Source organism: Sphingopyxis sp. (genome assembly GCF_036261875.1).
Classification (GTDB): Bacteria; Pseudomonadota; Alphaproteobacteria; order Sphingomonadales; family Sphingomonadaceae; genus Sphingopyxis.
Window position 1 is genome coordinate 176,063 of record NZ_DATAJZ010000007.1, and the last position, 20,602, is coordinate 196,664.

Annotated in this window: 16 protein-coding genes; 13 read left to right on the forward strand and 3 right to left on the reverse strand. The window is 65.7% G+C overall.

Annotated features, from left to right (window positions below; translation table 11 throughout):
• Positions 1-55 precede the first annotated feature (55 nt).
• The gene (locus VHO04_RS02660) at positions 56-223 is read right to left on the reverse strand and encodes a hypothetical protein (RefSeq protein ID WP_257544470.1); all 168 of its coding nucleotides are present in this window, start codon (positions 221-223) and stop codon (positions 56-58) included.
• A 188-nt stretch (positions 224-411) separates the two neighbouring features.
• Between VHO04_RS02660 and ahpC the strand changes: the two genes are divergently transcribed.
• Complete coding sequence (ahpC, locus tag VHO04_RS02665) at positions 412-975, forward strand: alkyl hydroperoxide reductase subunit C (RefSeq protein WP_297661279.1); 564 nt, start codon at positions 412-414, stop codon at positions 973-975.
• A 138-nt stretch (positions 976-1,113) separates the two neighbouring features.
• Positions 1,114-2,697 carry an alkyl hydroperoxide reductase subunit F gene (gene ahpF, locus VHO04_RS02670; RefSeq protein WP_329626913.1) on the forward strand — a complete coding sequence of 528 codons (1,584 nt, stop codon included), beginning with the start codon at positions 1,114-1,116 and terminating at the stop codon, positions 2,695-2,697.
• Positions 2,698-2,784: 87 nt separating this feature from the next.
• Here ahpF and glpD read toward each other — a convergent pair whose 3' ends face one another.
• On the reverse strand, positions 2,785-4,299 hold the full coding sequence (gene glpD, locus VHO04_RS02675) for a glycerol-3-phosphate dehydrogenase (RefSeq protein WP_329626914.1): 1,515 nt from the start codon (positions 4,297-4,299) through the stop codon (positions 2,785-2,787).
• 182 nt (positions 4,300-4,481) lie between these two features.
• Between glpD and zwf the strand changes: the two genes are divergently transcribed.
• The 11 genes from zwf to VHO04_RS02730 all read left to right on the forward strand — a co-directional run bounded on the left by zwf (position 4,482) and on the right by VHO04_RS02730 (position 19,711).
• A complete protein-coding gene (gene zwf / locus VHO04_RS02680) occupies positions 4,482-5,885 on the forward strand; it encodes a glucose-6-phosphate dehydrogenase (protein WP_329627015.1) in 1,404 nt (467 codons plus the stop codon).
• Positions 5,886-6,091: 206 nt separating this feature from the next.
• Positions 6,092-7,933, forward strand: a complete 1,842-nt coding sequence (gene edd / locus VHO04_RS02685; protein ID WP_329626915.1) for a phosphogluconate dehydratase — start codon at positions 6,092-6,094, stop codon at positions 7,931-7,933.
• Between the two features lie 101 nt (positions 7,934-8,034).
• Positions 8,035-8,655, forward strand: coding sequence for a bifunctional 4-hydroxy-2-oxoglutarate aldolase/2-dehydro-3-deoxy-phosphogluconate aldolase (eda, locus tag VHO04_RS02690; RefSeq protein ID WP_329626916.1), 621 nt, complete (start codon positions 8,035-8,037; stop codon positions 8,653-8,655).
• A gap of 189 nt (positions 8,656-8,844) precedes the next feature.
• Complete coding sequence (locus VHO04_RS02695; RefSeq protein ID WP_329626917.1) at positions 8,845-10,401, forward strand: HAD-IB family hydrolase; 1,557 nt, start codon at positions 8,845-8,847, stop codon at positions 10,399-10,401.
• A gap of 117 nt (positions 10,402-10,518) precedes the next feature.
• The gene (locus VHO04_RS02700; protein WP_329626918.1) at positions 10,519-12,858 is read left to right on the forward strand and encodes a glycerol-3-phosphate 1-O-acyltransferase; all 2,340 of its coding nucleotides are present in this window, start codon (positions 10,519-10,521) and stop codon (positions 12,856-12,858) included.
• A 153-nt stretch (positions 12,859-13,011) separates the two neighbouring features.
• Positions 13,012-14,610: a wax ester/triacylglycerol synthase family O-acyltransferase gene (locus VHO04_RS02705; protein WP_329626919.1), complete on the forward strand. Its 1,599-nt coding sequence runs from the start codon at positions 13,012-13,014 to the stop codon at positions 14,608-14,610.
• 147 nt (positions 14,611-14,757) lie between these two features.
• Positions 14,758-16,206 (forward strand): DUF3336 domain-containing protein, encoded by a 1,449-nt coding sequence (locus tag VHO04_RS02710; RefSeq protein ID WP_329626920.1) that lies wholly within the window; start codon positions 14,758-14,760, stop codon positions 16,204-16,206.
• Complete coding sequence (locus VHO04_RS02715; RefSeq protein WP_329626921.1) at positions 16,203-17,054, forward strand: lysophospholipase; 852 nt, start codon at positions 16,203-16,205, stop codon at positions 17,052-17,054. The genes VHO04_RS02710 and VHO04_RS02715 overlap by 4 nt, the downstream gene beginning before the upstream one ends.
• Positions 17,055-17,173: 119 nt before the next feature.
• A complete protein-coding gene (locus VHO04_RS02720; protein WP_329626922.1) occupies positions 17,174-18,130 on the forward strand; it encodes an alpha/beta hydrolase in 957 nt (318 codons plus the stop codon).
• 135 nt (positions 18,131-18,265) lie between these two features.
• A complete protein-coding gene (locus VHO04_RS02725; protein WP_329626923.1) occupies positions 18,266-19,267 on the forward strand; it encodes an NAD(P)H-dependent glycerol-3-phosphate dehydrogenase in 1,002 nt (333 codons plus the stop codon).
• A gap of 105 nt (positions 19,268-19,372) precedes the next feature.
• Positions 19,373-19,711 carry a hypothetical protein gene (locus tag VHO04_RS02730; protein WP_329626924.1) on the forward strand — a complete coding sequence of 113 codons (339 nt, stop codon included), beginning with the start codon at positions 19,373-19,375 and terminating at the stop codon, positions 19,709-19,711.
• 277 nt (positions 19,712-19,988) lie between these two features.
• Here VHO04_RS02730 and VHO04_RS02735 read toward each other — a convergent pair whose 3' ends face one another.
• A complete protein-coding gene (locus tag VHO04_RS02735) occupies positions 19,989-20,570 on the reverse strand; it encodes a TlpA disulfide reductase family protein (protein ID WP_329626925.1) in 582 nt (193 codons plus the stop codon).
• Positions 20,571-20,602 lie beyond the last annotated feature (32 nt).

A 20,602-nucleotide genomic window follows, 5' to 3' on the forward strand; every position in this document is an offset into this window, starting at 1 on the left:
TGCTCATCTCCGCTGGTCCCGCGCGCCATTGCTTCCGCCATCGTCGCCGCCGGCGCTATTCGGGCGCCTGCTCGGCGCGCTTGAGCTTGCGTGCCTTCTGCTCGTGGCGGACCGCCGCTTCCCGCAGGCGGCGCGCGAGAAAGGGGTCGTCGGACGCATTCGCTTTCAGCCGCGCGACGCGCGCGAGCTGTTCATAATAGATGGAATCGCGAATCTGGTCCATTCGGGGGCAATTATCACGACCCCGTCACAAAAGACCTAACGCAATTCAGCGCTTTTTCCCGAATCGGGTCAGGTCGCGGAGCAGAAAACATGATCGAAATTTTCGATCAAAGGGGCCGATATTTTCACTTTCCGCATTGCAACAAACATGGCTAGGGGAGGGCTCCACCAACCAAGGAGCTCTCCCGAATGTCCGTTCTGAACACGACCCTCAAGCCTTTCAACGCCACCGCCTACAAGGATGGCAAGTTCGTCGACATCAGCGATGCCGACGTCAAGGGCAAGTGGGCGGTCTTCTTCTTCTATCCCGCCGACTTCACCTTTGTCTGCCCGACCGAGCTCGAAGATCTCGCCGACATCTATCCGCAGCTGCAGAAGATGGGCGTCGAAGTCTATGCCGTGTCGACCGACACGCATTTCTGCCACAAGGCTTGGCACGACACCTCGCCGGCGATCGGCAAGATCAACTATTACATGGTTGGCGACCAGAACCACAACATCTCGAATAATTTCGAGGTCCTGCGCCAGGGCGTCGGCCTTGCCGACCGCGGCACCTTCGTCCTCGACCCGCAGGGCGAAATCCAGCTCCTCGAAATCACCCCTGAGGGTGTGGGCCGCAATGCCGCCGAATTGCTGCGCAAGATCAAGGCGCTGCAATATTGGGTCAGCCACCCGGGTGAAGTCTGCCCCGCGAAGTGGGAAGAGGGCGCCGAAACGCTCGCTCCCTCGCTCGACCTCGTCGGCAAGATCTAAGCGATCTTAAAATGCCGCGTGCCCCTGCGAAGGCAGGGGCCCATCTCCGGACGGTGCAACATAGCACCGGCAGGAGATGGGCTCCCGCCTTCGCGGGAGCACGGGCCCTTTTCTTAAAAATTGTAGGAGCTCTCCCCCATGCTCGACGCCAATCTGAAGCAGCAGCTTCAAGGCCTCCTCACGAACCTTCGTGACCCGATCGAACTGCTTTCGTCGCTCGACGACAGCCCGAAGTCGGTTGAGATGGCGGACCTCCTCGATCAGATCGCCTCGCTGTCGGACAAGGTCAGCGTGTCGCAGACCGATGACGATGCGCGCCGTCCGAGCTTCCTGATCCGCCGCGCCGGCCATCCCGAGATTGCCGTTCGTTTCGCCGGCATCCCGCTCGGCCATGAATTCACCTCGCTCGTCCTCGCGCTGCTGCAGGTCGGGGGACATCCCCCGAAGGTCGCGCCCGAGGTGCTGGAGCAGGTCGCGGCGCTGGGCGGCGACTATCATTTCGAAACCTATTTCTCGCTGTCGTGCCAGAATTGCCCCGACATCGTGCAGGCGCTCAATCTGATGAGCGTCGTCAATCCGCGCATCACTCACACTGCGATCGACGGCGGGCTGTTTCAGGCCGAGGTCGAGGATCGCAAGATCATGGCGGTGCCGACGATCTTCCTGAATGGCGAGAATTTCGGTCAGGGCCGAATGGAACTCGAACAGATTCTCGCGAAGCTCGACAGCGGCGCCGAGGCGAAGGCGGCGGAGAAGATCGCCGCCAAGGACGCGTTCGACGTGCTCGTCGTCGGCGGCGGCCCCGCGGGCGCCGCGGCCGCGATCTATGCGGCGCGCAAGGGCATCCGCACCGGCATCGTCGCCGAACGCTTCGGCGGGCAGGTGCTCGACACGATGGCGATCGAGAATTTCATCTCGGTCCAGCACACCGAAGGGCCGAAGCTCGTCGCGCAACTGGAGCAGCACGTCAAAGACTATGACGTCGACATCATGAACCTCCAGCGCGCCGAAAAGCTGATCCCGGCGGCGAAGGAGGGCGGCCTCCACGAGGTTCGGCTGGCGAGCGGCGCGTCGCTCAAGGCGCGCACCGTGATCCTGTCGACCGGCGCGCGCTGGCGCCAGCTCGGCGTGCCGGGCGAGGACGAATATCGCAACAAGGGCGTGGCCTACTGCCCGCACTGCGACGGCCCACTTTACAAGGGCAAGCGCGTCGCGGTGGTCGGCGGCGGCAACAGCGGCGTCGAGGCAGCGATCGATCTTGCGGGGATCGTCGCGCATGTGACGCTGATCGAATTCGACAGCCAGCTTCGCGCCGACGCGGTGCTCCAGCGCAAGCTGGCGAGCCTGCCGAACGTCAAGATCATCACCTCGGCGCTGACCACCGAAGTGCTCGGCGACGGCGCGAAGGTGACGGGACTTTCCTACAAGGACCGCAACAAGGACGAACTGCACCAGATCGAGCTCGAGGGCATTTTCGTCCAGATCGGCCTCGTCCCCAACACCGAATGGCTGAAGGACGCGGTCACCCTGTCGCGCCACGGCGAGATCGAGGTCGATCACCGCGGCGAGACGAGCCAGGCGGGCATCTTCGCCGCGGGCGACTGCACGACCGTGCCCTACAAGCAGATCGTCATCGCGATGGGCGAAGGGTCGAAGGCGGCGCTGTCGGCGTTCGACTATATGATCCGCCTGCCCGCGGAAGCGGAAGCCGAGGCGGCCTGACACCCCGTCATTGCGAGCGAAGCGAAGTACTCCAGGGCGGTTTACGCGGGCGCTGGATTGCTTCGCTTCGCTCGCAATGACGACGCTTTACTCGGGCAGTGTCGGCGTTACCGCATCGAGGCAGGTCTGCAATCGCGCAACCTCCGCCTCCGTTAAATGCAGCCCCAGCTTGCTGCGTCGCCACAATATGTCCTCGACATCGCGCGCCCATTCGCGCGTCACCATCCAGCGGACCTCGGCGACGCTCAGCCCATGCGCGATCTCGCCGCCGAGTGCGTCCCAGCTATCGGCGTCGCCGAGCCAGCGGCGCGCGTCGGTGCCATAGGCCTTGACGATCCGATCGACCGTTGCGACGGGCAGGAACGGGTAAGCGAGTCTATATTCGGCCTTGAGCGCCGCCGCGCCGTTCGTCGGAAAATCGCCGCCGGGCAGCGGCGCGGTCGCGGTCCAGCGCTTGACCGACACCGCCTCCAGATGGTCCGACAGCTCGTCGACCGCATGTTCGGCGACATGGCGATAGCTGGTGATCTTGCCGCCATAGACGGTGAGCAGCGGTGCGCCTTCCTCCAGATCGACGTCGATCCGGTAGCCGCGCGTCGCCGCCTCGGGACGGCCCGATCCGTCCTCGACCAGCGGGCGGACGCCCGAATAGGTCCAGACGACATCGGCGGGGGCGACCGGCTCGCGGAAATATTCGCTTGCCCCTTCGCACAGATAGGCGATTTCCTCGGCGCTCGCGCGGACGTCGCCCAGCGGGCCGTCATGATCCTGATCGGTGGTGCCGATCAGCGTGAAGTCGCGCTCATAGGGAATGGCAAAGAAGATGCGCCCGTCGGGAAGCTGGAAGAAATAGGCGTAGGGATGCTCGAACTTCCGGCGCACGACGATATGCGATCCGCGCACGAGCCGCATCTGATAGTCGGGCGGGGCGGACGCGCGGGCGAGCAGGTCGAGCACCGCCGGGCCCGCCGCGTTGACGAGGCTGCGCCCGGTGAAGCGATAGCTGCGGCCGCGGTCGTCCGATGCCTCGACGACCCACAGCCCGTCCTCGACGCGCATCAGTTCGGCGCGCGTGTGCGTCCTGATCCGCGCGCCCCGGTCGGCGGCATCGCGCGCGTTGAGCAGCACGAGCCGCGCGTCGTCGACCCAGCCGTCCGAATATTCGAACGCCTTGCGATATTGCGGTTGCAGCGGCGCCCCAGCTTCGTGGCGCTTGAGGTCGATCGAGCGTGTCGCGGGCAGCTTCTTCCGCCCGCCGATATGATCGTAGAGAAACAGGCCGAGCCGCAGCAGCCAGCGCGGGCGAAGCCCGGCACGATAGGGGAGGACGAAACGCAGCGGCCAGATGATGTGCGGCGCGATCCCCCACAATATCTCGCGCTCCTTCAGCGCCTCGCGCACCAGGCCGAATTCATAATGCTCGAGGTAGCGCAATCCGCCGTGAATCAGCTTGGTCGACGCCGACGATGTGCCGCGCGCCAGGTCGCCCTGCTCGATCAGCAGCACCCGCGCGCCGCGTCCCGCGGCATCGCGTGCGATACCGGCGCCATTGACACCGCCGCCGACGACGATGACATCATAGGGCTGTGTGCTGTCGGACATCGCCGCTCCCTATGGCAAATGCGGGGATTTTGCCAAGAGTGGACATCGTATGCGGCCTACGTATGCGCGTTGCATTCATCGCCAGCCTTCTCCAATCCACCGGAGCTACGAAGGGAACCCAAGTGAGCGTGAAAGTCGAAACCCTGATCCTGTTCGGCGCGACGGGCGACCTCGCGCAGCGCATGCTTTTTCCCTCGCTCTATAACCTGCATGTCGATGGGCTGCTCGCCGACGCGCTGACGATCGTCGCTTCGGGCCGCTCGAAGATGGACCGCGCCGGCTGTCACGCGATGGTGCGCGAGGCGCTGGCCGATCATCTGTCCGGGGATCGGCTCGACGAGGGCCATATCGCGGGCTTCCTCGAACGCATCGATTATTGCCCGGTCGATGCCGGCGCGGGCACCGGCTACGACGATTTGGCCGCAATGCTCGGCGACCGGCTCGGCCGCCCGCTCGGCGCCTATCTCTCGACCCCGCCGTCGATGTTCGGACCGATCGCGCAGGGGCTCAAAGGCGCGGGAATCGCCTGCGCCGAATGCCGCATCGCGATGGAAAAGCCGATCGGCCACGACCTCGCCTCGTCGCGCGCGGTCAACGAACAGGTCGGCGATGCCTTTGCCGAGGATCATATCTTCCGCATCGACCATTATCTCGGCAAGGAAACGGTCCAGAACCTCCTCGCGCTGCGCTTCGCCAACATGCTGTTCGAGCCCTTGTGGAACGCGCAGGCGATCGACCATGTCCAGATCACCGTCGCCGAGACGGTGGGCCTCGAAGGCCGCGTCTCCTATTATGACGGCGTCGGCGCGCTCAAGGACATGGTGCAGAACCATATGCTCCAATTGCTCGCGATCATCGCGATGGAGCCGCCCGCGAGCGTATCGTCGACCGCGGTGCGCGACGAGAAGGTCAAGCTGCTCCGCAGCCTCCGCAAGATGAGCGCCGCCGACGTCAAGGCGCACAGCGTCAAGGGTCAGTATAGCAGCGGCGCAGTCAACGGCGCCGCGGTCGTGGGCTATGCCGACGAGCTTGGCCATCCGTCGAACACCGAAACCTTCGTCGCGCTGAAGGCGTTTATCGACAATTGGCGTTGGAAGGGCGTGCCCTTCTATCTGCGCACCGGCAAGCGGATGCCCGAGCGCAAGTCGGAGGTACTGATCCAGTTCAAGCCGGTGCCGCATAATATCTTCGCGCCGGTTGGCGCGGGAAAGCTCGACGCGAACATGATGATCATCAATCTGCAGCCCGAGGAGAATATCCGGGTCAAGGTGATGGCGAAGCAGCCGGGGCTCGACCGCGGCGGCGTGAAATTGAAGGAAGTGACGCTTGACGTCTCGCTCTCGCACAGCTTCGCGGGCGAGCGGCGGCGGATCGCCTATGAACGGCTGCTGCTCGATTTCATCGAGGGCGAACAGACACTGTTCGTGCGCCGCGACGAGGTCGAGGCGCAATGGCAATGGATCGACTCGATTCTCGGCGCCTGGGCCGAGGTCGATATGGTGCCGCAAAATTACACCGCCGGAAGCTGGGGCCCGTCGAGCGCGATCGCGCTGATCGAACGCGATGGAGCGAGCTGGCATGATTGAGATTGTTTCCTCCCTTCTCCCCTTGCGGGAGAAGGATACGAAGCCTTGGCGCGTAGCGCCTAGGCGCAGTTGGATGAGGGGTATGCGAGCCTCCGGCTCGCGCGGTCGCGGTGCGACCGCAACCCCTCACCCAGCTCCGACTAGCGAGCAAGCTCGCAAGTCTGCACATCCCTCTCCCGCAAGGGGAGAGGAGATTGGATTTTCTTATGACTGACCTCCACCCCGCCATCGCCGCAGTCACCGACCGCATCATCACCCGCAGCGCCCCGCGCCGCGCTGCCTATCTCGACCTGATGCAGCGCCAGCGCGACGCCGGCACCAACCGCGGCACCCTTTCGTGCGGCAATCTCGCGCACGGCTTTGCGGCGTCGGGTGAGGACAAGCCCGCGATCCGGTCGGGCGCCGAAATGAATATCGGCATCGTCACTGCCTATAACGACATGCTCTCGGCGCATCAGCCCTATGGCCGCTATCCCGAGCAGATCAAACTCTTCGCGCGCGAGGCCGGCGCGACCGCGCAGGTCGCGGGCGGCGTCCCGGCGATGTGCGACGGGGTGACGCAGGGGCAGGCGGGGATGGACCTGTCGCTGTTCAGCCGCGACAATATCGCCCAAGGCACCGCGATCGCCCTGAGTCACGCGATGTTCGAGGGTGCGTTGCTGCTCGGCATTTGCGATAAGATCGTCCCCGGCCTGCTCATCGGCGCGCTGCGCTTCGGCCATCTGCCGACGATCCTCGTCCCCGCCGGGCCGATGCCCTCGGGCCTCGCGAACAAGGAAAAGCAGCGCGTCCGCCAGCTTTATGCCGAGGGCAAGGTCGGCCGCGATGAACTGCTGGAGGCCGAGGCGGCGAGCTATCACGGCGCGGGCACCTGCACCTTCTACGGCACCGCGAACAGCAACCAGATGATGATGGAGCTGATGGGGCTGCACATCCCCGCCGCCGCCTTCGTCAATCCGGGCACGAAATTGCGACAGGAACTGACCCGCGCCGCGACGCACCGGCTGACCCGGATCGGCTGGGACGGCGACGACTATCGCCCGCTCGCGCGCTGCATCGACGAGAAAGCGATCGTCAACGCGATGATCGGCCTGCTCGCGACCGGCGGTTCGACCAATCATGCGATCCATCTGCCCGCCATTGCGCGCGCCGCGGGGATCGTCATCGACTGGCAGGATTTCGACGAGCTGAGCCACGCGGTCCCGCTGCTTGCGCGCGTCTATCCGAACGGCGCGGGCGACGTGAACCATTTCCACGCCGCGGGCGGGATCGGCTTCGTGGTCAGGGAATTGCTCGGCGCCGGGCTGCTCCACGGCGACATCCTGACCGTTGGCGGCACGATGGCCGACTATGCGTCGGAACCCGTGCTGGCGGATGACGAGCTTCGCTGGCAGGCCGCGCCCGCCGAGTCCCGCGACGATACGATGCTGCGCCCCGTCGCGGCGCCCTTTTTGCCCGACGGGGGGATGCGCCTGCTCGCGGGCAATCTCGGCCGTGCGATTATCAAGACCAGCGCGGTCGCCGAAGATCGCTGGACGATCGAGGCGCCGTGCCGGATCTTCGACGACCAGAATCAGGTGCTCACCGCGTTCAAGGCGGGCGAGCTCGACCGCGACACCGTCGTCGTCGTCCGCTTCCAGGGGCCGCGCGCCAATGGCATGCCCGAGCTGCACAAGCTCACCCCCGCGCTCGGCGTGTTGCAGGACAAGGGGTTTCGCGTCGCGCTGCTCACCGACGGCCGCATGTCGGGCGCGAGCGGAAAAGTGCCCGCGGTGATCCATTTGTCGCCCGAGGCGCTGCCCGGCACTGACGGGGTGAGCGGCCCGCTCGCCTATCTGCGCGATGGGGATAGGGTGCGTGTCTGCGCGCGAAAGGGCGAGGTGACGGCGCTGGTCGACGAAGCCGAATGGGCGTCGCGCGCGCCCGCCGCGCCGCCGCCGCCCGCGCTCGGCGTGGGGCGCGAACTGTTCGCGCTGTTCCGCCTCCACGCCGACGAGGCGGAGAAGGGCGGGTCCGCGATTTTGGCGGCGATGGAGACTGTCGTTTGACTTTCCGTCATCCCGGCGAAGGCCGGGATCTCGACGGTGAGACCTGACGCAACGATGAGATCCCGGCCTTCGCCGGGATGACGATGAAAGAAAAGTTTGCAATGACCGACCAGAGCATCGACCAGATCATGCGCCTCGCCCCCGTCATCCCGGTGATTGTCATCGATCGCGTCGAGGATGCCGTCCCGATGGCCGAGGCGCTCGTCGCGGGCGGCCTGCCGGTGCTCGAAGTGACCTTGCGCACCCCCGCCGCGCTCGACGCGCTCACCGCCATGAAGGCGGTCAAGGGCGCGGTCGTTGGTGCAGGCACCGTGCTCGACCCCGCGATGCTCAACAGCGCGATCCATGCGGGCGCCGAATTCATCGTCTCGCCCGGCCTCACCGACAATCTCGGCAAGGCGGCGGTGGCGAGCGGCATTCCCTTTCTTCCCGGCACCGCCAACGCCGGGGATATCATGCGCGGCATGGACCTCGGCCTCTCGCGCTTCAAATTCTTCCCCGCGGCGACCAGCGGCGGCATTCCGGCGCTGAAGGCGCTCGCGGGGCCGTTCGGAAATGCGCGCTTCTGTCCGACCGGGGGCATCAGCGCCGCGACCGCGCCCGACTGGCTCGCGCTGGATCCGGTGCTCTGCGTCGGCGGGAGCTGGGTGGTGCCCGCGGGGCCGCTCGACCCGGCGAAGATCGAAACGCTGGCGCGCGAGGCGGCAGCGCTCAAACCTTGAGGGAAAAAGACCGCGTGTCCCCGCGAAGGCGGGGACCCATCTCCGGTCGGTTCAAACTAGCACTGGCCGGAGATGGGCTCCCGCCTTCGCGGGAGCGCGGCACTTTTTGGTGATCCGTGCGCCATTGATTAACCCCATCTTTGCTGCCATCGTGCAGGGAAAGGCGGCAATATAGCCGCTGGTGGGGAGATGCGCGTGCCGAGGCCACAGCCGCATTTGGAAGAAGTCCTGGCATCCGAACCCGGATCGCATATCGCCGCGCTCTTCGATTTCGACGGAACGATCATTTCGGGCTATTCGGCGACCGCGATGCTGCGCGAGAAATTCCAGCGCCGCGAAATGTCGGTCGAGGAGATCGCCGAGACCGCGCAGGTCGTCGCGCAGCACAGCCTCGGCAACATCGGCTTCTCGGGCCTGATGTCCGCCGCCGCCAAATTCATGAAGGGCGTCGAGGAGGAAAGCTTCGTCGAGTTCGGCGAGCAGCTCTACAAAAAGCATATCGCGCGGAAAATCTATCCCGAAACGCGCGCGATCATCGAGGCGCATCAGGCGAAGGGGCACCGCGTCGCAATCATCTCGTCGGCGACGATCTATCAGATCGAGCCGACCGCGCGCGACCTCGGCATCACCGACATCAAATGCTCGGCCTATGAGATCGAGGACGGCGTCTTCACCGGCGAGATCGTCCGCCCCCTGTGCTTCGGCGAGGGCAAGGTGCTCGCGGCCGAAGAACTCGCTGCCGAATATGGCCTCGATTTGGGTCAGAGCTTCTTCTATTCGGACAGCGACGACGATATCGAACTGCTCGAACGCGTCGGCAAGCCGCGTCCGCTCAATCCGAACATGAAGCTGAAGGGCATCGCCGACGAACGGAACTGGCCGGTGCAGCGCTTCGCGAGCCGCGGCACGCCCTCGTGGGTCGATTATACGCGCACCATCTATGCGACCGGCTCGCTGATCGGCGCCTTCGCGGCGGGGCTGCCGATCTGGGCGCTGACGCGCTCGCAGCGCGAAGCGGTCAATTTCTCGATGGGCCTGTTCGGCGACTTCGCGACCGCGATCACCGGCGTCGAGCTCGAGGTCGAGGACGAGCGCCACCTCTGGTCGTCGCGCCCGTGCGTCTTCATCTTCAACCACCAGAGCAAGGCGGACGTGATGATCCTCGCCAAGCTCATCCGCCGCGACATGGGCGGGGTGGGGAAGAAGGAAATCAAGGACATCCCCATTTTGGGGAAGCTGATGGAATGGGGCGGCACGGTCTTCGTCGACCGCGCCGACGGCAAGAGCGCGATCAAGGCGATGGAGCCGCTGGTCGATGCGATCCGCAAGGAAGGCAAGTCGATCTGCATCGCGCCCGAGGGGACGCGCAGCCTGACCCCCAAGCTCGAACCCTTCAAGAAGGGCGCCTTTCATCTGGCGATGCAGGCCGGCGTGCCGCTGGTCCCGATCGTGATCCACAACGCCACCGACGTCGCCCCCAAGAACGAATTCGTGATGCGCCCCGCGACGGTGCGCGTCACCGTGCTGCCGCCGGTCGACACCTCCGGGTGGAGCGTTAGGACGCTGAACGCGCATGTCCGCGACGTGCGCAACATGTTCCTGCGCACGCTGGGGCAGGCCGAAGAAGAGGGGGAGGTGCCGCCTCCGAAATCCTCCGAAGCGAAGCCGAAGAAGGAGGCGGAAAAGAAGGCCGAGCCGAAGGCGGCGAAGAAGAAGGCTTCTCCCCGAAAGGAAAGGAAAGCCTAGCGCATGTCCCACATCGTCATTGCGAGCGTAGCGAAGCAATCCAGAGCGGTCTGCTCAACCCTGGATTGCTTCTCCCGGCCTAAAGCCGGGCTCGCAATGACGGAGGGAGCATAGGTCATGGCCGACGGCACCCCCCGCACCCCCATCATGGCGGAGCAGGCGGCCGACCGGCTTTATATCATCGACGCCCGCAACGGGATCGAACGGCGCATCCTGCTCGACTGGATTCATTCCACCTCGGGTGACGAAGAACCCGCCTGGACCAGCCTCGACATCGAGGACGGCGACCATGCGCTGCCCGTCGACGCGCTGCGGACGCGGCTCGACGGGTCGCCGTCGCGGCAGGTGGTGCCGCTGCGCGTCGCGTGGCGAATGCCGGCCTTCGACCGCGGCCGCGCGCTCAAGTTCCGGCACCTGATTTTCGGTGACCCGCGCCACCCCGGCCCGCTGCGCGCGCGCGCCATCCTCTGGCGCGACCGGCGGCGCGCGCAGATCCTTGTCGGCGAGGCCGCGACGCTCGATGCGCTGCGCGATCGTTTCTGCGCGCAGACCGGCGGCGGCGACGGCGCGAGCGCCGACAGCCCCGAATTCGCGGGCTTCGTCGCGCGGCAGGCGGCGCTCGCGCTCGACGTCGCCGAGCGCGGCATCAGAGGCAGCCGCTACAAGGTGCCGCGCTTCGTCGCCGACAGCCTGCGCACCAACCCCAAGTTCCGCGCCGCGCTCGCCGAGCTTGCGGGCCAGCTCGGCCGCCCCGTCGCCGATCTCTACCGCGAGGCGCGGCCGCTGATGAAGGAGGTCATCGCGCGCCCCTCCGCGCTGTTCCTCGACTTGCGCGCGCGGCTCGACCGCATGATGTTCGGCGGCTACGAGCCCGAGATGGAGGTCGACGCGGCCGAGCTTGCGAAACTGCGCTCGGTCCTGCGCGAGCATCCGACCTGCATCCTCTTCACCCACAAGACCTATATCGACGGCGCGACCCCCAGCCGCCTGACCTACGATAACGACATGCCGATGCTGCACCTGTTCGGCGGCGCCAACCTCGATTTCGCGATCATGGGCGAATTCTTCCGCCGTTCGGGGATGATCTTCATCCGCCGCAGCTTTCAGGACCAGCCGCTCTACAAGCTCGTGCTGCGCCATTATATCGCCTGGCTGCTCGCCAAGCGCTTTCCGCTGAGCTGGGCGTTCGAGGGCACGCGCTCGCGGCTCGGCAAGCTGGCGCCGCCCAAATACGGCCTGATGAAATATGTTCTCGATGCGGCCCACGCGACGGGCACCGGGGGTGTGCATTTCGTCCCGTTCGTCACCAGCTTCGACCTGATCCGCGACGTCGAGGAATATGCCGCCGAGCAGACCGGACGGGCCAAGAAGCCCGAATCGCTGAGCTGGTTCATTGGCTACATGAAGAGCCTCAAGGAGCCTTCGGGCCGCATCCGCCTGGACATCGGCGATCCGGTGGTGATCGAGCAGGCGCCCGATGCCGACGACAGGCGCGCGCTCGAACGCATCGCCTTCGCGGTCGCGGTCGAGGCGAACCGGGTGACGCCGCTCACCGTCACCTCGCTGATGTGCCTGATCCTGCTCGGCCTCGCGCCGCGCGGCGCCACCGCCGCCGAATTGCTCGCCGCGATCGGCGCGGTCTCCCGCTGGGCGCGTGAGCGCGACATCCGCCTCAGCCGCGAACTCGAAAGCGGCGACGACGCCGCGCTGTCGGCGACCATCGACACGCTCGTCGCGAGCGGCCTCCTGACCCGCTATGAAGCGGGGAGCGAGACCATCTATTCGATCGACCCCGCCAAGCACCCGATGGCGAGCTATTACCGCAACATCATCGCGCATCATTTCCTCGACCGCGCGTTGATTGAGCTGGCGCTGTTCGCGCTTCGAGATGCCGACAAGGGCGATGTCACCGCGGCCTTCTGGGCGAAGATCGACCGGCTGCGCGACCTGTTCAAATTCGAATTCTTCTATCCGCCGCGCGACGAGCATCGCGCCGCGATCGAGGCCGAACTGGCGCGGATCGACCCCGTCTGGGACCGCCGCCTCGCGAGCGGCGACCGCGGCGTCGCGCAGCTTCTGCGCCGCTGCCAGCCCGTGGTCGGCCATGCGATATTGCTGCCCTTTGCCGAGGCCTATTCGGTCGTTGCCGATCTCCTCGCGCGTGCGAAGCCCGGCGAGGAAGTCGATGCGAAGGTCCTGCTCGACACCGCGCTGGTCGAAGGCCGGCAGGCCTATCTGCTGCGCCGGATCAGCAGCGAGGCGGCGATCGGCAAGCTGCTTTTCGAGAATGGCCTGTCGCTGATGCGGCATATGGGACTGGCGGAAACGGCGACTCCCGACAGCCTCGCCGCGCGGCGGGCTTTGCTCGCCGAGTTGCGCGGGCTCGCCAATGTGATGGAATCGATGCGCCTGTCGACGACGGCGCTGGCGGACCGGCTGCCGGCGGCGGGAGAATGAACGTGCCTGACCCTCTTTCGTCATTGCGAGGAGCCGAAGGCGACGCGGCAATCTCCAGCCATCGACCTTGCGCAAGGCCGATGGCTGGAGATTGCTTCCCCCGGATCAAGTCCGGGGTCGCAATGACGGGGTTGGGATTGGATGGAGGAAGTGATGCTTAAGCAACTCAGCGCGCAGGATGCCCAGTTCCTCTACACGCAGACCGCGAACAATCTGACGCACATCATGGGGGTCTATATCTACGACCCCTCGACCGCGCCGGGCGGCTTCGTGCGCTTCAAGGACATCATCCGCCACGTCGAAAGCCGCGTCGACACCTCGCCCTTGTTCAAGCGCCGCCTGCACCGGCTGCCCTTCGATCTCGACCATCCCTATTGGGTCGAGGACGAGCATTTCGACATTGAGGCGCATATGAGCCACGCGCGCCTGCCCGAACCCGGCGACTGGCGGCAGTTCTGCATCGCGGTCGCGCGCTGGTTCTCGAAGCCGATGGATATGAACCGGCCGCTCTGGGACATCTACATCATCGAAGGACTCGACCGCATCCCCGGCATCCCGAAGGGCAGCTTCGCGATGCTCCACCGCGTCCACCACGCCGCGGTCGATGGCGCCTCGGGTGCGCACGCCTTTATCGCGATGAGCGACATCGATGCGAAGGGCACGCCCGCGATTGCCGAGCCGCCGCCGGTCGAGGACCTTGGCCGCGCGCCGTCGAGCGCCGAGACGATGACGCGTGCCTGGTCGGCGTCGATGCAGTCGCCGGTCAAGTTCATGAACGCGCTGATGAAGGTCTCGCCCGCGATCGTCGCGTCGGCGCGCAAGTCGATCGGCGAAGGCGGGATGACGGCGGGCGTCCCCGAAACGCGCTTCAACGTCCCCGTCGGTCCGCACAAGATGTTCGATGCGACGACGGTCGCGCTCGCCGACGTTGCCGAAATCCGCAAGAAAGTTCCCGGCGCAACGGTCAATGACGTCGTCCTCACCACCGTCGGCGGCGCGCTGCGCAAATATCTCGCGAAGCATAAGGAATTACCGAAGGAAAGCCTCGTCGCGGTTGCGCCGATCAACCTGCGCGGCAAGGAAAAAAGCGCGGGCAAGGCCTCGACCCCGGGCAATCAGGTGTCGGCGATGAGCGTGCCGGTCCGCACCGACATCGCGGATCCGCTCGAACGGCTCGCCGCGGTGCGCGACTATACGGTCGAGGCGAAGGAGGCGAAGGCGGGGGTCAGCGCGCGGATCATGACCGACCTGTCGCAGCATATTCCCGGCGCGACGATGGCCGCGGTCGCGCGCATCCTGACCAGCGAACGCTTCGCGGTGCGCGGCACCAACCTCTTCATCTCGAACGTGCCCGGCGCGCAGGTGCCGCTCTATCTCGCGGGCGCGAAACTGGTGCAGCAGCACGGTATGGCGCCGCTCGCGAACAATATGGGACTGTTCGTTGCGACCCCCAGCTACAACGGCCGCATCGCCTTCTCGATCATCTGCGAACGCGCGATCATGCCCGACATCGCCTTTTTCAGGGAATGCATCGACGAAAGCTTCGCCGACCTGATGGCCGCGACGCCGAAGCCGGAGAAGGTGCCGGCGAAGCCGAAAGCCGCGCCGAAGCCGCCCGCAAAGCCCAAGGCAAAGGCGAAACCGGTCCCTGCGGCGAAAAGCGTGGCCAAGACAGCGTCGAAAGCCGCTGCAAAGCCCAAGGCGAAGGCAGCGGGAAAGAAGAAATCCTCTGCTTCGTCACCCCGGACTTGATCCGGGGTCCCGCTCAGCGGCGATGGGAAGCGGGACCCCGGATCAAGTCCGGGGTGACGTGGGTGGAGGGGGCGGGCGTCAAAACAGTTGCCAAAGACAACGCAACCCGCAAGAATCGCCCAAAATGAAACAACACAGGATAACCGGATGATCTTCGCTCCGACGCTCAGCGCCGATGCCGAGCTTGCCAAAGCGCCCGACTATGCCGCCTGGGCCAGGGCCGCGCAGGCGCATGACGCCAGATCGGGGATGCAGGCGTGGCGCGATGCCGACGACAGCCAGCATTTCGACTATAAGGCGATCCGCGCCAGGCTCGAAAAGCTGCGCGCGCTGTCGGCGGCGAACGACGTCAAGGGGCTGCTCTTCGTCCTCAACGAGGGCATCCACGGCAATATCGACGGCATGGGGCACGAACGCCTCTATCAGAAGGCGCGCTTCGGCACGAAAAAGCTGATCGAGGCCTATGTCGCCGAGGTCGTCGCGGCGCTTGACAAGATTGCCGCATCGCGGTCGATCCCGCGCGAGGAAAAGCGCGACTTCTTCCGCCGCGCGCAGCATTGCTACGGCCGTTCGGCACTGCTGCTCTCGGGCTCGGGCAGCTTCCTCTTCTTCCACGTCGGCGTGGTGAAGGCGCTGTGGGACGAAGGCGTGCTGCCGAATATCCTCGCCGGGTCGAGCGGCGGGTCGATCGTCGCGGCGATCGTCTGCACGCGCAAGAATGCCGACGTCGGCCCGTTCCTCGAAAGCCGGCGGCTCGCCAATCCCGCGCGCGATCCCGAGATGAAGCGCCTCGCGCCCGACGAGGTGCGCGGCCGCCTCGCCGACCTGATCCCCGACCTGACCTTTCAGGAAGCCTATGAAATTTCGGGCCGCCACCTCAACGTCTCGGTTGCGCCCGCCGAAAAGCATCAGAACGGCCGGCTGCTCAACGCGATCACCGCGCCCAATGTGCTGATCCGCGAGGCGGTGCTCGCCTCCTGCGCGGTGCCCGGCGTCTTTCCGCCGGTGATGCTGATGGCGCGCGACGACGACGGCAACCGCGTTCCCTATCAGCCCGACCGGCGCTGGGTCGATGGGTCGGTGACGCACGACATCCCGACCAAGCGGCTCGAACGGCTGTACGGGGTCAACCATCATATCGTCAGCCAGGCGAACCCGCTTGCGCTGCCCTTCGCGACCGACACGCGCAAGCAGATGGCGCCGCTTGAGGCCATTCAACATGCGTCGATGGCGACCTTCAAGGCGTGGCTCAACGCGAACATGGTGATCTTCCAGAAGCCGCTCGAAATGGTGCCGCCGCTCAACAGCCTCGCGAACATGGCGCGCTCGGTGATCAACCAGGATTATACCGGCGACATCAACATCATCCGCCCGCCCAAATATTGGTCGCCGACCAAGATCCTCTCCGACCTCGCGCAGGAGGATATCGACGAGCTGATCGACACCGGCATGCGCACCGCCTGGCCGAAGGTCGAGATGGTGCGCACCCAGACCGCGATCAGCCGCGCACTCGACGCGATCCTCGCGAAGATCGACAAGGGCGGCGACGACGGCCCCGGCCACCGCGCCTCGGCGCTGAAGCAGGCGGTGCGGTGAGCGCAACTGCGGTGATGCTGCCGCCGGGATCGGCCGGCGCGGGGGCGAAACTGCACGTCACCCATTGGTGTCCCGAGGGACCACCGAAGGCGGTGGTGCTGCTCGCACATGGCTATGCCGAACATGCCGGGCGCTACGGCCATGTCGCGAAGCGGCTCACCGATGCCGGCTATGCCGTCTATGCGGTCGATCATTGGGGGCATGGCCGGTCGGACGGCGAGGGTGGTTTTGTGCCGCGCTTCTCGGCCTTTACCGACGGCATGGCCGAACTGCTGACGCTGGTCGAGGTCAATCATGCGGGCACGCCGCGCCTGCTCCTCGGTCACAGCATGGGCGGGCTGATCGCGACCCTGTTCCTGATCGAGCGGCAGGATGCCTTCGCCGCCGCCGCGCTCTCTGGCCCCGCGATCGTTCCCGGTGCGCCGCCGTCGCGCTTCACCGTCTGGATCAGCCGTTTCCTGTCACGCTTCTTCCCGCGTATGGGCGTGTTGGCGCTCGACCCGAACGGCGTCAGCCGCGACCCTGCGGTGGTTGCCGCCTATCTCGCCGACCCGCTCGTCTACACCGGCAAGATCGGCGCGCGGCTCGGCAAGGAGTTCATGGACGCGATGGCCGCCGCGCAGGCGGGTGCGCCGAAGATCACGCTTCCGATCCTGCTCCAGCACGGCGATGCCGACAGCCTCGCCGCGCCCGAGGGTTCGCGCTATCTGTTCGATCATGTGTCGTCGCAGGACAGGGCGCTGAAAATCTATCCGGGCCTGTTCCACGAAATCTACAACGAGCCCGAGCGCGATGCGGTGCTGGATGACCTGATCGGCTGGTTCGATGCGCATGTGGTTGGACCATAAACAATCCCGTTCGTGCTGAGCTTGTCGAAGCACTGTTCTTCCTTCATTCGGCGCCGAAAGAAAGAACGGCCCTTCGACAGGCTCAGGGCGAGCGGAAATAAGGAGGGCGTTAGCTCGATATGAAATTCCTCCTCACCCTCATCGCCGCCCCGCTGATTGCGCTGGCGCTGCTCTATTTCGTCTTCCCCGGCCGCCTCGTCGCGCTCGGGCGCTGGCTGCTCCGCAAGCGCGGCGGCACGGTGCAGAAGAGCGTCGTCGTCGATGGTCGCACCTGGCCCTTTCTGGAGGGCGGCGATCCCGCGAAGCCGACCCTGCTCCTCGTCCACGGCTTTTCGGGCGACAAGGACAATTGGTCCTTTCTCGCGCCCTATGTGACGCGCGACTATCATATCATCGCGCCCGACTTGCCGGGCTTCGGCGAGAATGAGCGCAACCCCGACCTTGCATACGACATCGCGGCGCAGACCGCGCGCCTCAAAGCCTTCGCCGATGCGCTCGGTCTCGTCCGGCCGCATATCGCCGGGAACAGCATGGGCGGCTGGATCGCGCTGCGCTATGCGATCGACTATCCCGATGCGCTCGCCAGCCTGATCCTGCTCGACAATGCCGGGGTCAACGGCGCCGAGGAAAGCGAGCTTCAGAAACAGGCCGCGAGCGAGGATTATAATCCGCTCGTCCTCGCCGGGCTCGAGGATGCCGACCGGCTGGTGGCGATGGTCGTCCACAAGCCGCCGCATATCCCGTCGCGGCTGAAACCCGTGCTTTACGCCGACGCGCTGAAATACCGCGACCAGCTCGATGCGATCTTCTGGGTGATCGCGATCGAGGGCCGCGACCATCCGCTCAACGACCGCCTCGGCGAAGTGAAGGTGCCGACGCTGATCCTGTGGGGGCGCCACGACAAGCTGCTCGACGTGAGCTGCGTGCCGGTGCTCGAAGCGGGGATCGCGGGCAGCCGGTCGCACATCTTCGAACACATGGGTCATGTCCCGATGATCGAGGACCCGAAGGCGACCGCAGAAGCGATGAAGGATTTTCTGATCAATCTTCCCAAATCGCTGTCACCCCGGACTTGATCCGGCATCCCGCTTTTTTCCGCTACGTGGAAAGCGGGATGCCGGATCAAGTCCGGCATGACGAAAGGACGTGAAGCGTCGCTTGCCAACCTTCTTGTCCCGCGCCACTCTCCGGCAAAACAGCGGGAGAGACACATGCGCCTGAAAGTGGGGCTGCTCGGCGGCGGGAGCTGGGGGACGACGGTCGCGTCGGTGGTGTCGCGCAACGCACCAATCACGCTGTGGGCGCGCGATGCCGAAACCGTTGAGAGCATCAACACCGATCATGAGAACCGCAAATATCTCCCCGGCGTGAGGCTGCCCGCTACGCTCCGTGCGACGAACGCCATGGCCGAGGTCGTCGCGGGCGCCGACGTGCTGGTGATGGGGGTGCCCTCGCACAGCTTTCGCGGTGTGCTCGAGGAGGCGCGCAATCACTTGCGTCCCTGGGTGCCCGTCATCAGCCTCACCAAGGGCCTCGAACTCGCCTCGGGAAAGCGGATGACCGAGCTGATCGAGGAGATATTGCCCGGCCACCCCGTCGGCGTGCTCACCGGGCCGAACCTCGCGCGCGAGATTATGACCGGGCAGGCGGCGGCGAGCGTGCTGTCGATGGAGGACGAAATCGTCGTCCGCGCGCTCCAGCCGGTGTTTCATTCGGGGCTGTTCCGCGTCTACACCAACACCGATCTGCTCGGCTGCGAGCTCGGCGGGGTGCTCAAGAACATCATTGCGATCGCGGTCGGCATGGGCGACGGGCTCGGCGCCGGCGACAATACGCGCGCCGGGCTGATGACGCGCGGGCTCGCCGAGATCACGCGCCTCGGCGTCGCGATGGGCGGGCGGCCGGAGACCTTTGCGGGGCTGACCGGCATGGGCGACCTGATCGCGACCTGCACCAGCCCCTTGTCGCGCAACCGCCATGTCGGGGTCGAACTCGGCAAGGGGCGGCACATCGACGATATCATCGCGGGAATGAACATGGTCGCGGAAGGGGTGAAGAGCGCGCCGACGGTGATGGCGCTCGCGCGGCATCACGGCGTTGACATGCCGATCGCGCGCGACGTGTTCGACGTGACGCAGGGCAAGCGCGACGCGCGCGACGTGTTCCGCGGCCTGCTGAAATCGAGCGTCGGCGACGAAGCGCATCCGGGGTAAGGCGCCGATTCACCGCCAGCCGTGCGGAATCATCGTCGAGCCGGGAAGAAAAGGCCGCGCTCCTTCGTTTCTCTCCTGACCACAGGGTCCATCAGGAGAAGAACGATGAAAAAATGGACGATTTTTGCAGCGCTTACGGCTCTCCCCGCCAGCGCCGCGATGGCCGCGATCCCCTATGGCGCGATGCCGCCGGGCTTCGACCGCCCCGAAATCCGCACGGCGCCGATCGCGGGCGTCTACAACCAATATTGGTATAATTACAAAGCCGATATCCTCGAAGCCGAGAAGGAACTCGTCAGCGATCTGCGCCACGCGACCGACCGCGAGGACCGCTGGGACGCGTGGGACGAATGGTCGACCGAGGTCGTCGATGCCGACAAGGATTATGTCAAGGAAATGCGCAAGAAAGGCTATCGCACCGGCCGCGTGACGGTGGGCGGCTGATCAGCCGGGAGCAGGCGGGCGCCTTGAGCGCCTCGCCTTCTTCGCCCTCGCTCCCAATCCCGTCATTCCCGCGGAAGCGGGAATCCAGCTTTTCTTCGTGCCTTTGTGCCTTCGTGCGAGATTATTTGGACTCGCACAAAGGCACGAAGGCACGAAGAAGAAATGGAATTTTCCATGTGCCCCCGCGAAGGCGGGGCCCATCTCCGGTCGGTTCAAAATGGCGCGGACGGGTGATGGGCTCCCGCCTTCGCGGGAGCACGCGGCCATTGAAGCGAGGTCAGATACCACCCTCCGCCAGCAGCGCCTTCGCCTCATCGCCCTGCCAGTCGATCGCGCCGATGACGCGCCACAGTTCTTTCCCGTCGGCGCCGTAGAAGATGCTCGTCGGCAGTGCCCCGGCGGTGGCGTCGAGCAGGCCGTTCTCGGGATCGAGATAGGGTTGCAGCGCCTTCAGTCCCGCCTTCTGGAACCAGGGATCGACGACCGCGGCGCCTTGCAGATCCTGCGCGACCGCGATCACCGTCATCGCCTGACCCCGCTTCGCCGCGAGCGCGTCGAGCGTCGGCATTTCGGCGACGCACGGCGCGCACCACGTTGCCCACAGGTTAACGAGCAGCGGTTTCCCCCTGAACGCCGCGAGCGTCACCGGCGCGTCGTCGGGGCCCTTGAACGCCGCCGCCGGCGTCGCCTTGCCCGCCTGGCTGCGGTCGACGACATGCTGAAAGGTTCGGGCGCCGCGCGCATCCTTCGCTTCACCGCCCGAAATATTTGCTTGCGCGCCTGCCGCTTGCTCCCCGCCAGCCTTTTCCCTATCGCAGCCCGCGATCGTCGATCCGGCCAGCATCAGCGGCAGGATCATCAGCCTGATGTTTGGAATTCGGAAAATGGCGG